Below are 12,697 nucleotides of genomic sequence, written 5' to 3'. Positions count from 1 at the left end.
CTAATAGCCTTGTGTTATTTGTCTCGCTGTTCTCAAACGTTTAAAATAAAAGGTAAGCAAAGCAGTAACATGATTTTTGAGGTAGAGGGGTAGAAACAAACATATGGCTGAATTGAATGGACTAATCATGGAGCAGCTTGCTGGAATTGTTGCAGGGATCGTGCTTATTTTGCTTATCCTGTTGATTGTAATTATTGTACAGGGATCAAAGCTGAAGAAGATGCGGCGAAAGTATGAAACCATGATGGCAGGCAGCGGTGTAGAGAATTTGGAAACGCTGCTGATTGATTTAAAGGTGCAGATGGATACGATTGAAGATGAGCAGGAAGCCCACCGTGCAAGTATGAAATCACTACGCAGCAAACTGACTGGCTTGAAGGGACATATAGGCATCAAACGCTATAATGCCTTTGGTGAGAGAGGGAGCGATCTAAGCTTCTCTCTGGCTATTGTAGACGATAATCAGGACGGAATAGTATTGACCGGTATTTATAACCGGGATGGCTCATATGTGTATGCCAAGCCTCTGGAAGCGGGACAATCTTCTTATTCCTTATCACCTGAAGAGAAAGAAGCTATTACTCTTGCGCAGCAAGTAGGACAGATCGGTAATGCCACTCCTTAATTGCGGAGTATAAGCTACTAGCTATGATATCTGATAATTTCATGACCAAATTTAGTCTCGTATTTTGCAACACGAAGTATTCCATGAAGCCGCCGACGTTAACGATACCAGTCAAATGGATATCGCCGACCGGCGGTAATTCTTTATTTACACCTGCTCCAGGCTTGAGAGGACCCTCTGCAACCTGAATGCATCCAACACTGGAGGTTTGTCCAAGACATGCGTCTATGCCAATGATATAAGGCTGTTCGTATCGGTCATGTATGCCGTTCAGTGTGGTTTGCAGGTTCATAGCATGTACAGGCTCATCTAATGTTCCATACAGATTAAATAGGGGGCTTTTGTAGCGGGACAAATGGGTACCCACAAGCGGGCCAAGGCAATCTCCAGTAGAACGGTCGGTGCCGATGCAAATGATGACGATATTTTGTAGACTCCGCGCCTGATGCAGATGGAACAGCAAACGATGGATGATGGCTGATTGGATCCCGGGATCGGTGTGTGATATTTTTAAGCTTAGGGGTTCTTGCCCCGGAATGAAGTCAGATGGATAAGTCATGGAATCTTCCTTTCGTCCTGTAATGGAGTGTGCAGGTTATGCTCGCCTACCTTTAAAGATATACTTGGCCTGCGGGTAACAATTATTCTCAAGATAGTAGCTAGTATATGGATAAACTTGTGCTTTTATACTCGGGAAAAGTAGATTATTCATAGCCATTTGTTTGAAGTCGGGAGATATGCTTATATAGATAGGAAATAGAATGTGGGAAATAGAAAGAGTAGTTCCCTGGTTTGAGGAGGAGTACAGCATGACCTTTATACATTGGTTGGCCGGTAATTTAGACACGGATGACGTAGTGCAAGGTGCGATTCATTGGAAGGATGCTGTATGGAAATGGCTTACAGATAGTGCGATGTGGTCGACCTTTTTGTTTGTGATTTTGAAAATTGTAATTATTTTCATCATTACACGTATCTTTATTCGAGTTATTAATAAAATTATAGATAAGTCGATGGAGCAAAAGGGAGATAACGGCAGATTCCGATTGAATACCAGACGGTTAACGACTGTTGGGGAACTGCTAAAAAATGTAACAAATATTGTATTCAATTTCATCTTAATCATGCTGGTGCTATCGCAAATGGGTATAAATCTAGGCCCTCTGATTGCTGGAGCTGGAGTGCTTGGGTTGGCTGTAGGTTTTGGGGCACAGAGCTTGGTTAAGGATGTAATTACTGGATTCTTCATTATATTTGAGGATCAATTTGCCGTAGGAGACGTCATTCAGACGGGGACTTTCAAGGGGACGGTAGAAATGATTGGGCTACGTACAACCAGGCTGGTGAGCTGGAAAGGTGAGGTGTACATTTTACCGAACGGCTCCATTACGACGGTAACGAACTTCTCCATGTCCAACGCGTTGGCGGTGGTAGATGTGCCGATGAAGGCGGAGCGTAGTCTGGAGGAAGCCGTTAGCTTGGTAAAACAGGCGATCCAAGGCATCGAAGAGTCCAATGCACAGATACTTAATATGCCGGATGTGTTAGGTGTTCAGTCCATGACTACATCAGAGTATATCGTACGTGTTGTGGCGGAATGTATGCCGAACACAGGGGCCTTGGTAGAGCGTGATATTCAGAACAATATCAAGAGGGCTCTGGAGGACGAGGAACATCGTCAGGCCGCACTGGAAACGGCGATCACCCTTGAAAAAGAAGATGAGCCAGGAAGAAAAGGGGGAGAGAAGGGTGGAGCGTAAGTCGTTTGAACTAGGGGATATTGTGCAGATGAAGAAGCCTCATCCGTGTGGAACCAACGAGATGGAAATCATCCGGATGGGGATGGATATTCGAATCAAATGTGTCGGATGCCAGCATAGTGTGCTGATTCCGCGTGTCAAGTTCGAAAAGAACATGAAAAAAGTGCTGCGCTCAAAGTCCAGTGGTGACGAGCAAAATTCGGAAACCATTTGAGTAGAGAAAGTGGATCATGGTGAACAAGAATCAGCTTGCGTCATGGTAGCAATGATGATATAATTATCCTTGCTGCGGAAAGGTACCCAAGAGGTCCAAGGGGGCTGACTCGAAATCAGTTAGGCGTCGCAAGGCGTGCGTGGGTTCGAATCCCACTCTTTCCGCCACTAACTTCATGAACTAAATCAATCTCTTACGTCTGCTGACGTGGGGGATTTTTTGTTTTATGGCAATAAATAAATCAGATTACTAAAAATGAATGTAACGATATTGAAGAAATGATTAAGAATCTATTGGTGAATGAATAAGGCGTTAGAGCAAAAGAAAGCTCCTAACAGCATTTGAAATAATTGCTGTCAGGAGCTTTCTTTTGTTATAGCTGATTAGGCGGGTAATGATAGCGTTTTGTTCTCTTTGAGCCAGAGATCATCAGAAGGATGGCTGCAATCAAATGGAGTGCCCAGCCAACAAAAGGAATCCAGGCTAGCAAGGAAGTGAGTACTCCCCAGACAGAACCGTAGATCGCTTCCTGATTGCGTAACGACAGGATAAGTGTTACTGCATGTAGGACAAGCATAAACCCTAGAGCTGAGTAGCCAGTCCCCATGACAATAGCTCCTCCCACAATCGGTACAGCCAGCACCAATTCGAATATACCTGATATCCACTTTAATATACGAGAATAGCTCATCTTTAAACCTCCGTAGATAGTAGGTCTTTGTACTTGGATATATTCTAGCAGAAGGAGCTGAATTAATCTGCATTTTACCAGTATATGCAAAAAGTCCGATAATGCAACAAAGGAGGACCACAAAGGTCCTCCATCGTAGGCGATACATTTTTAACAGGATACGATCTGTCCAATCACATCATGAAACTCGGTGTACTGACTAGCAATACCGTGTTGAAAAGACAGTGTCCTTTTACACAAACCTAACGCTTCTAATGCCTGGAATGGATCTCCTAACAGTTTGTAAGGCTACGTCGTCCAACGGAACCACACCTCTCTGTTGTATCGCCTAATCATAATATGGCCAGGATTCCGAAGAAATATACATTAGTGGACACGAGCTTTCGTTTTTTTCTTCCACTTGCGATTATGGTTGGTGGTCTTCGGAAAAGAATCGCCTCTTTCCAGCGTTATTTGCTGCGGGTTTTGGATTTCAGTATGAAAGCTTTTTTCTCCTACCTCCATATATACGCCGTCGTTTGGGACCTTATCCCCGGGTACAAACTCAGTCTTTTCACCCATACGGTTGTGCCTCCTTAGAAATGAATTTGGACTGCAACGGTTATTGTGCGCTGTCTTAAGCAGAAACATGCGAAATTAGGGCATACAGATAGTAGTTAATCAAAAATGATTTCCTTTATATATGCAAAATTTGTGGCATGATATAAAATTGTATAAAATCAGTGATATGATGTGTATGAGCAGCTTTTAGCCTTATGCTTGAAATTGCAGGTTGCATTCAGATGCTCGATTTGGTAAACTGTTTTAGTGCGAGTTTAGGCTCGTTCCTTGCTCTCAACTGAGATTGAGGGCCTTATGTCCACAAGGAGGTGTAAAGAATGCGCAAATATGAAGTGATGTACATTATTCGTCCTGACATTGAACAAGAAGCTGTTCAAGCGACAGTCGACAAATTCCAAGGTATCATCTCTAACGGCGGTGGCGAAATTACGAATCACGATGTAACTAAACGCCGTCTTGCGTATGAGATCAAGAAATTCCGTGATGGTTCTTTCGTTCTGGTAAACTTCACAGCAGAACCTGCTGTTGTTACTGAGCTTGAGCGTATCATGAAAATTTCTGACGAAGTAATTCGTTATCTCATTACGAACGACGTAGCTTAATTATTGTACGTGATTATGTAATGAACAACGCTCAAAGGAGGGGATTGGATTGTTGAACCGTGTCATTCTGATCGGTCGTTTGACCAAAGATCCAGAGCTGCGCTATACACCGTCTGGTGTAGCAGTAACCCAGTTCACCCTGGCTGTAGACCGTCCGTTTACAAGTCAAGGCGGCGAACGGGAAGCGGATTTCTTGCCGATCGTAACCTGGCGTCAGCTTGCTGAAACATGCGCTAACTATCTTCGTAAAGGTCGTTTGACGGCTGTTGAAGGCCGTGTACAAGTGCGTAATTATGAGAACAATGAAGGAAAACGTGTATACGTGACTGAAATTGTTGCTGATAATGTACGTTTCTTGGAATCTAACCGCGATAGCGGCAACGGTGGCGGCAATAGCGGTGGAGGTATGCGTGAGGAGTCTCCTTTCGGAGGCGGTAACAGCAATAGTGGGCGCGGGAATAATAACTCGCGAAACAATCAGGATCCTTTTTCCGATGACGGAAAACCGATCGATATTTCGGATGATGATCTACCATTTTAATTGGGAAAGGACTGACAAAGAATGGGCTTCAGACAAAGAGAAGGCGGAGACGATAACAAAAGACCAGCTCGTCGTGGTGGTCGCAACAAACGTCGTAAAGTATGTTTCTTCACTGTGAACAAAATTACTCACATTGACTATAAAGATACAGACCTGCTTAAAAAATTCATCAGCGAACGTGGAAAAATTCTTCCTCGTCGTGTGACTGGAACAAGCGCGAAATATCAACGTATGTTGACAATCGCTGTTAAACGTTCCCGTCAAATCGCATTGCTTCCTTACACTACTGAATAGTAGTGGGTGGAAAAAAAGGATGTCCCCAGAATTGGGGACATCCTTTTTTATGATTTTTTTTATTGACAACAAGTGCCATCTATTGTAACTTACTAATAATACAATCCATGTTTACCCATTAAGTATAAATCACCTTTTAGTGGCTTAAGAAATTACAAGCTCCCCAACTCGCCAGAGTACACATTTCGGTCATTCGAAATGTTATTTTATATTACATAACACTCATTTTTCTGTCATTTTCCACAAGTGAATTTCATAAACTTTACAAAAATAGATGTTTTGCAATTGCATTTTACATAAAAAAAGATATTGACGTGATATTATTTTACACTTAAGATAAACCTTAATAAAAATGTAATGGTTGTCAGTGCACAAAATTGACCAAGGGTCTAAAACATGTGTTCTACACTATCATTAGGAACAGTAAGGAGGATGTGCAAAACTTCATTTTTGAACCTCAAGCTTTAACGAATCACCGCAGGAATGAGACAGGCTGTTAAATAAAGAACCGACAAGGGGGATTAACAGGATGGTGCAAACGAAGAAATGGGTTTCTTTGCTTATGGTGCTTACGATCGTTGGTGTTCTGTTTGCAGGATGTAGTGGAGGTGCTAATGAGGCACAGCCGCAGCAAGGCAATGCGGATAATAAAACAGAGGGAAATGAAGCAAGCGCACCAGTTACAGAGGGTGTTATTAAAGCGACGGATTTGTCGCAAAATCCTCCAGGAGCTACGAATCGGAAAGATAATATTGTAGTAGGTATGACGTCACCTAAAGGGGTATTTAACCCGCTATTCTGGCAAACAACTTACGATTTATATGTAGTCAGAACAGTATTTGATTCCTTCTTACAGGTGAAGGCAGATGGTACATATGAAAATAGTTTGGCTGAAAAGGTTGATGTATCGCCGGATGGTCTAAAATACACATTCCATCTGAAACCAGGTGTGAAGTATAGTGACGGCACTCCAGTAACCGTAAAGGATTATGCTTTTGTTCTCAAAGTGCTGCATGATCCGAATTATGACGGAGAAACCGATGTATTATCTTTTAAGATTAAAGGTGGTAAGGAATATCACGATGGCAAAGCGAATGATATCTCGGGGATCAAGGTCATTGATGATAACACAGTAGAGGTAACCGTTACAGAAGCAACAGCTTATACGAGGGATTTTCTAGGCGCAGAGGTTTATTTTATGCCAGAGGCTTATTACGGAAAAGGGTTCAAGAAGGGTAATCTGGACAGCATCAAGGCGCTTAATAATAAACCAATCGGCTCCGGGCAGTATGTGCTAAAGAGCTTTTCCCCAGGTCAACAAGTCGTACTTGAAGCGAATCCAAACTACTTCAAGGGCACACCAAAGGTGAAATCAGTTATTTTCAAAACGACAACAGAAGAAACAAACCTGTCTATGCTGCAAACAGGCGAAACGGATATGGACAACATCACAGTTACGGAAGACAATGTAGAGGAATTAAAGGCTCTAGGCTTCTTAGACGTGAATATTATGCCGACCAATGGCTATGGATATATTGCGTTTAATCACAAGGAAAAGAAATTCCAGGACCCTAAAGTACGTCAGGCTTTAACTATTGGTTTAAACCGTAAAGAGATTGTGCAGGGCGTGTATGGCCCATATGCGAATGTCATTAACATTCCACAATCTACAGAATCTTGGTCTTACACAGATGAAGGCATTAACAAGTATGAATTTGATACAGCGAAGGCGAAGGCTTTGCTGGATGAGGCAGGCTGGAAGGCTGGTGCTGACGGAATTCGCGAAAAGGACGGAGAAAAGCTGACCATTAACTTCTCCGCAACTGCTGATAATCCAGTAGTAGAGGCCTTGCTACCGATCATGTCCAATAACTATAAGGAGCTAGGCATCAAGCTGACTTCTGAAACTTTAGATTTTAACGCCATTATGGATAAAAAGGATACGGGCAAGTTTGATATGTTCTTTGCGGCTTGGGGCTTAACTCCAGACCCGGACACAACGACTTTTATTACGAATGGTGCACAAAATGATATCGGCTATTCCAATAAAAAGGTTGATGAATTAACACTTGCTGGTAAGCATGAACTGGATCAAGAAAAACGCAAACAGATTTACAAACAGCTCTATCAAGAGCTGAACAAAGATCTGCCAACTATCTTTTTGTACCAACGCAGAGATATGTGGCCAGTGAATGGACGTGTATCCGGCTTAGAAATTACACCATACAAAGATTTTGAGTTCACTCTGTATAACGCTCAAATCGCTCAATAAGGGTTGCCAATTGTATGCTCAGCTCTCACGAGCTGGGCATATCACTTTATTCGTCTGGAGGAATGAATATGAAGCAGTACATTATTCGAAGACTGCTGCAACTCATCCCCACACTTATTGGCATATCCATTATCGTTTTTGCGATTTCAGCCATGGTGCCGGGTGATTATATTACAGCCAAGCAGAACCCGAATATGACCGCCGAGAAGGCGCAGCAGCTACGACATATCTACGGGCTGGATAAACCGGAATACCAACGTTATTTTATATGGGCCGGTAATATGTTAAAGGGAAATATGGGGGATTCATTGCAGCATAAGCAGCCAGTAACGAAGGTCATTGGCAATTATGTATGGAACTCTTTTATTATCGCTTTTTTTAGTCTTATTTTTAGCTGGCTAATTGCAGTTGTTGCAGGGGTATTTTCAGCTAAGTTTCAATATTCGTTATTCGATAAGTTCGTTACGTTATTCATTTTCTTATGTATGTCACTGCCTTCATTTTTTATTGGTTTATTGGTCATCAAAATATTTGCCCTTGAATGGGGGATTCTTCCGGTTGGGGGCATGACCACAGCAGGGATGGAAGCAGGCTCGTGGGCTTATATGGTGGATGTCCTCAAGCATATGTTCCTGCCAACACTCGTACTTACGATGCTGAGTACAGGAAGCCTGACTCGTTATTTCCGTACAGGCATGTTGGAGGTCATCCGTCAGGATTATATCCGTACCGCACGCGCCAAGGGCTTGAAGGAACGGACGGTTATTTTCAAACATGCACTGCGCAATGCCCTGATTCCAGCAATCACACTGCTCGGGTTCGAGCTTCCAGCCTTATTTGGTGGGGCGATGATCCTAGAAAAGGTATTTGTATGGCCAGGTGTGGGGCAGGTTTATCTGGAGTCGATTAGTATGCGGGATTATCCGTTTATGCTGGGCTTCACCATTTTTCTGGCCGTTCTCACGCTCATCGGTAATCTACTGTCTGATGTATTGTATGGCATGGCAGATCCAAGAATTCGCTTGAAGTAGGAGGGATACTATTGTCCGCAGAAACAGTCACGATTGAAACGAATCAAAAGGCGGCGATCCGTCCTGAAGCGTCTCCATGGAGAATCGCCATTCGTCGTTTTAACCAAAACCGCCTGGCTTTGGCAGGTCTCGTTATATTAATTCTCATGGTTATCATTTGTGTATTTGGCCCCATGATTTCACCTTATCATTTAGATGATTACAAGCTATCTGACAAAAATTTATCCCCTAATGCGAAGTACTGGCTTGGTACGGATAAGTTTGGTAGAGATATTTTACTGCGTACGATGCTGGCCGGCCGTATTTCTTTGACAGTGGGGCTGGTCGCCACGTTTATTTCGGTCATGATCGGGGCGACGTTGGGTGCGCTGGCAGGGTTTTATCGTAAAGGCGTGGATACGGTTATTATGCGGATTGCCGATATTTTCATGGCGCTGCCTACATTGCCGCTGCTTATTATTTTAGGTGCTGTTCTGTCGGATTTGAAGGTTGATCCGTCGAACCGTATTTATTTTCTGATGCTTATTATCGGAATCCTGAGCTGGACGAGCTTGTCCCGTCTGGTCAGAGGGCAGATTCTTACACTGCGTGAACAGGAGTTCATGCAGGCGACGGAAGCGCTGGGGTTGAGAGACCGCCGTAAAATATTCCGACATCTGCTGCCGAACACGATTCCTACTATTATTGTTACGGCTACACTTGGAGTAGCTGGTGCAATTATTACAGAATCTGCGCTCAGTTACTTGGGGATTGGCGTTGTGCCGCCCACACCTTCGTGGGGGAACATGATATCGGCTGCGAATAACCTAATTGACTTCCGCAAACGGCCCTGGATATGGGTACCACCGGGAATGTGTATTCTAATTACCGTTGTAGCGATTAATCTGATTGGCGACGGTTTGCGGGACGCGCTGGACCCTAAAATGAAGAAGTAGGAGACGAACGTTTATGGAAAATGCTTTGATTGAATTTCGTAACCTGAAAACCCACTTTCATACCTCTAACGGAACTGTCAAAGCGGTCAATGACGTCAGTTTTAAAATTCGTGAGGGTGAAACGCTCTGTGTGGTAGGAGAATCTGGCTGTGGTAAGAGTGTAACTGCGATGACGATGATGCGGTTGATTGATTCTCCCCACACCTCAGACGGACAAATCTGGTTTGAGGGCAAAGACCTCTTAAAACTCAATAAAGGTCAAATGCAGCAAATTCGCGGCAATGACATTTCGATTATTTTTCAGGAACCGATGTCTTCGCTGAATCCAGTGCTTACGATTGGGGAACAGATTACGGAGCCGTTGCTAATGCATACATTAATGAGTAAAAAAGAAGCACGCGCCCGGGCAATTGAACTGATTAATTTGGTGGGCATTTCGCGATCGGAGGAAATATTCCATTCTTATCCTCATGAATTGAGTGGCGGTATGCGCCAGCGGATTATGATTGCTATTGCTTTAAGCTGCAATCCGAAGCTGTTGATTGCGGATGAACCGACAACGGCACTGGATGTAACAATTCAGGCGCAGATTCTTGATTTAATGCGGGATTTGAAGGATAAGCTTAAAACGTCCATTATGCTGATTACGCACGACTTGGGTGTCGTGGCAGAAATGGCCGATTATGTGGTCGTTATGTATGCCGGGAACGTTATTGAAGAGGCTCCTGTCATTGAGCTGTTCAAAAATCCGCAGCATCCGTATACTCAAGGGCTATTAAAGGCTAAACCTGTCATTAATCAGAAAATGGATCGGCTGTATTCCATCCCAGGACAGGTGCCAAACCCCATTGAGCTGGGTGAAAATTGCCATTTTCATGATCGGTGCGCACATTGCATGCAAATATGCAAGGATCAGGCTCCTCCCTTAAATGAAAAGGAGAATGGTCATAAGGTTGCCTGCTGGCTATATGAGAAAGAAGGAGGGCAACGGATATGAGCGAGCCTTTGATTCAAGTGGAAGGGCTGAAAAAGTATTTCCCGATCACAGGAGGGGTTTTTCAGCGTACGGTCGGACATGTAAAGGCGGTCGATGATGTATCCTTTCACATTCATAAGGGTGAATCCTTTGGTCTGGTAGGAGAATCAGGCTGCGGTAAAAGTACGATTGGACGCACGATTCTCAGATTAATGGATAAGACAGAGGGATCAGTACGGTACAAGGGCGAAGACTTGCACGCGTTAAACAAGGAGCAGATTCGTGCGCTTCGTCCGAAGCTGCAAATCGTCTTTCAGGACCCCTTTAGCTCACTGAACCCGAGAATTAAGGTTGGTGAGGCGATCGGAGAGGCTTTGCTGGATCACGGGTTGATTGATCGTAATGAGCTGCGTCACAAGGTCAACGAAACGCTGAACATTTGCGGGCTGTCCTCGTATCACTATGATCGTTATCCGCATGAGTTCTCAGGTGGTCAGCGGCAGCGGATCGGGATTGCCCGGGCCTTGATTTTGAATCCTGATTTTATTGTGGCTGACGAGCCGGTATCTGCTCTGGATGTATCGATTCAGGCCCAGATCATTAACTTGTTAAGCGATTTGCAGCAGGAACGCCAACTGACGTACCTGTTCATCTCACATGATCTGAGTGTAGTCGAGCATTTGTGTAGCCGGATTGGTGTGATGTATCTAGGCTCAATGGTAGAGTTGGCCTCCAAGGAGGAGTTGTTCAGCAATCCGCTTCACCCGTACACCAAGGCTTTGCTATCAGCAGTACCGATTCCAGATCCGACGATCAAAAGACAGCGGATTGTGTTAAAAGGGGACATCCCATCTCCGGCTAATCCGCCGTCAGGATGCAAGTTTCATACACGTTGTCCTATGGCGGAAGCACGCTGTAAAACAGAGGCTCCAGTATATCGAGATGCAGGCGACCAGCATTTTGTAGCCTGTCATTTTGCTTAATACGTCATACTGAAGAAGCAAAATATCCGCCTTCCTGTCACAGGGATTGGCGGGTATTTTGTTGTGAAATAAAAAAAGGTAAAAAAATTGTATCTTTTTTTCGAAAAATTGCAGACAAAATGGATTTTTCATCGTCTAATAAGGTATGGAGGTTATTACGATGATGAAAAAACATTGGTTACGTTGGGCTATTGTCGTCCCGGTACTTATTATATTGATTTTTATTACACTTGGACCCCGCTTGTTGATCGGAAAGCCGAATGTGGATGCAGACGCTGCAGTGCTAATGGACATGCATACCGGGGAATTACTGATGGATGTGAATGGCGATAAGCCTATGCCCTCCGCAAATATGTCCAAGCTCATGACCGAGCTACTGGTACTGGAGGATATTCGGACCGGACGGTTAGGCTGGAATGATGAGGTGCGCATTAGTCGTTATGCCAGTACGGTGGGTGGTGTGAATCTGTCTCTTCGGTATGGGGAAAGAATGACCGTATCTGAACTGTTCCAAAGTATGGTTGTGTATTCAGCGAATGACGCCGCTGTGGCATTGGCAGAGCGTTCATCAGGGAATGAATCCGCTTTTGTGAAGCGCATGAATGAAAAAGCTACTCAAATTGGGTTGTCGCCCGATAGTCGCTTTAGTAATGCCTCTGGGGCAGGTCCGAGTGAATTAGGGCCGAACCATCCTGAGGATATTCGCGGAGAAACCAAAATGACGGCAAGCGACACTGCAAAGTTGGCCTCTTACTTGATTACATCACATCCTGAGATTCTCAGAACGTCCAGCCGTACACAGATGGAATTGAAGGATAAGGGCATTTACATCAGCAATACGAACTGGATGTTGCCTTCCTTGGCTGGACCGTACTCTTATGCGGGCACGGACGGATTGAAAGCAGGATACACAAGCGATGCTGGATATTGTTTCACGGGTACAGCTGAGCAGCATGGCAAACGGTTAGTTGCTGTAGTACTGGGTGCACCGAGCAAGGAGGAGCGTTTCGAGCAGACACGGAGGTTGTTCGATTATGGTTTTTCTCTGTCCACCTCTTTCCCTGTGCGTTTGCAAAATTTGGTGAAATTGGCTCCGCATTAAAAATAAAAGATAACTTTGAAGGCTACATAGAATACTTATATATACATTACTGAGGGCTTTGACCGTAAGGGCGAAGCCTTTTTTGTCATGAATTGAGGAACTGACCATGT

The 12,697-nt window shown here is 44.1% G+C and carries 15 protein-coding genes and 1 tRNA gene; 13 read left to right on the top strand and 3 right to left on the bottom strand.

Annotated features, from left to right (window positions below; genetic code table 11):
• The first annotated feature begins 103 nt into the window (after window positions 1-103).
• Window positions 104-625 carry a DUF4446 family protein gene (locus OIU26_RS13445; RefSeq protein ID WP_264217108.1) on the top strand — a complete coding sequence of 174 codons (522 nt, stop codon included), beginning with the start codon at window positions 104-106 and terminating at the stop codon, window positions 623-625.
• Here OIU26_RS13445 and yyaC read toward each other — a convergent pair.
• A complete protein-coding gene (gene yyaC / locus OIU26_RS13440; protein ID WP_064963816.1) occupies window positions 579-1,184 on the bottom strand; it encodes a spore protease YyaC in 606 nt (201 codons plus the stop codon). The two genes, OIU26_RS13445 and yyaC, sit on opposite strands and share 47 nt — an antisense overlap.
• Before the next feature lie 250 nt (window positions 1,185-1,434).
• On the opposite strand from yyaC, the gene OIU26_RS13435 reads away from it, so the two are divergent.
• The 3 genes from OIU26_RS13435 (at window position 1,435) to OIU26_RS13425 (ending at window position 2,766) form a co-directional block, all read left to right on the top strand.
• On the top strand, window positions 1,435-2,385 hold the full coding sequence (locus OIU26_RS13435; RefSeq protein WP_013373910.1) for a mechanosensitive ion channel family protein: 951 nt from the start codon (window positions 1,435-1,437) through the stop codon (window positions 2,383-2,385).
• Window positions 2,375-2,599, top strand: coding sequence for a DUF951 domain-containing protein (locus OIU26_RS13430; RefSeq protein ID WP_264217107.1), 225 nt, complete (start codon window positions 2,375-2,377; stop codon window positions 2,597-2,599). Before OIU26_RS13435 ends, OIU26_RS13430 begins: the two co-directional genes overlap by 11 nt.
• Before the next feature lie 76 nt (window positions 2,600-2,675).
• A tRNA-Ser gene (locus OIU26_RS13425) sits at window positions 2,676-2,766 on the top strand.
• A 206-nt stretch (window positions 2,767-2,972) separates the two neighbouring features.
• On the opposite strand, the gene OIU26_RS13420 is transcribed toward OIU26_RS13425, so the two are convergent.
• Window positions 2,973-3,290 (bottom strand): hypothetical protein, encoded by a 318-nt coding sequence (locus tag OIU26_RS13420; RefSeq protein WP_016822453.1) that lies wholly within the window; start codon window positions 3,288-3,290, stop codon window positions 2,973-2,975.
• A gap of 366 nt (window positions 3,291-3,656) precedes the next feature.
• Window positions 3,657-3,851 carry a YjzC family protein gene (locus OIU26_RS13415; RefSeq protein WP_013373906.1) on the bottom strand — a complete coding sequence of 65 codons (195 nt, stop codon included), beginning with the start codon at window positions 3,849-3,851 and terminating at the stop codon, window positions 3,657-3,659.
• Between the two features lie 317 nt (window positions 3,852-4,168).
• Here OIU26_RS13415 and rpsF point away from each other — a divergent pair, with 317 nt between their 5' ends.
• The 9 genes from rpsF (at window position 4,169) to OIU26_RS13370 (ending at window position 12,587) form a co-directional block, all read left to right on the top strand.
• The gene (gene rpsF / locus OIU26_RS13410; RefSeq protein ID WP_007433230.1) at window positions 4,169-4,453 is read left to right on the top strand and encodes a 30S ribosomal protein S6; all 285 of its coding nucleotides are present in this window, start codon (window positions 4,169-4,171) and stop codon (window positions 4,451-4,453) included.
• A gap of 49 nt (window positions 4,454-4,502) precedes the next feature.
• Complete coding sequence (gene ssb / locus OIU26_RS13405) at window positions 4,503-4,994, top strand: single-stranded DNA-binding protein (protein ID WP_010346813.1); 492 nt, start codon at window positions 4,503-4,505, stop codon at window positions 4,992-4,994.
• Between the two features lie 21 nt (window positions 4,995-5,015).
• The gene (gene rpsR / locus OIU26_RS13400) at window positions 5,016-5,288 is read left to right on the top strand and encodes a 30S ribosomal protein S18 (RefSeq protein WP_013312800.1); all 273 of its coding nucleotides are present in this window, start codon (window positions 5,016-5,018) and stop codon (window positions 5,286-5,288) included.
• 529 nt (window positions 5,289-5,817) lie between these two features.
• On the top strand, window positions 5,818-7,560 hold the full coding sequence (locus OIU26_RS13395) for an ABC transporter substrate-binding protein (RefSeq protein WP_264217106.1): 1,743 nt from the start codon (window positions 5,818-5,820) through the stop codon (window positions 7,558-7,560).
• A 68-nt stretch (window positions 7,561-7,628) separates the two neighbouring features.
• Complete coding sequence (locus OIU26_RS13390; RefSeq protein WP_016822455.1) at window positions 7,629-8,591, top strand: ABC transporter permease; 963 nt, start codon at window positions 7,629-7,631, stop codon at window positions 8,589-8,591.
• Between the two features lie 11 nt (window positions 8,592-8,602).
• Window positions 8,603-9,526: an oligopeptide ABC transporter permease gene (opp4C, locus tag OIU26_RS13385; RefSeq protein WP_013373903.1), complete on the top strand. Its 924-nt coding sequence runs from the start codon at window positions 8,603-8,605 to the stop codon at window positions 9,524-9,526.
• A gap of 13 nt (window positions 9,527-9,539) precedes the next feature.
• Complete coding sequence (locus OIU26_RS13380; protein ID WP_040102459.1) at window positions 9,540-10,523, top strand: ABC transporter ATP-binding protein; 984 nt, start codon at window positions 9,540-9,542, stop codon at window positions 10,521-10,523.
• Window positions 10,520-11,485: a dipeptide ABC transporter ATP-binding protein gene (locus OIU26_RS13375; protein WP_264217105.1), complete on the top strand. Its 966-nt coding sequence runs from the start codon at window positions 10,520-10,522 to the stop codon at window positions 11,483-11,485. The genes OIU26_RS13380 and OIU26_RS13375 overlap by 4 nt, the downstream gene beginning before the upstream one ends.
• A gap of 160 nt (window positions 11,486-11,645) precedes the next feature.
• A complete protein-coding gene (locus OIU26_RS13370) occupies window positions 11,646-12,587 on the top strand; it encodes a D-alanyl-D-alanine carboxypeptidase family protein (RefSeq protein ID WP_264217104.1) in 942 nt (313 codons plus the stop codon).
• The last annotated feature ends 110 nt before the right edge of the window (window positions 12,588-12,697 follow it).

Source organism: Paenibacillus sp. BT-177 (assembly GCF_025846815.2).
Taxonomy (GTDB): Bacteria; Bacillota; Bacilli; order Paenibacillales; family Paenibacillaceae; genus Paenibacillus; species Paenibacillus polymyxa_C.
This window is presented reverse-complemented; position numbering and strand designations above follow the sequence as displayed.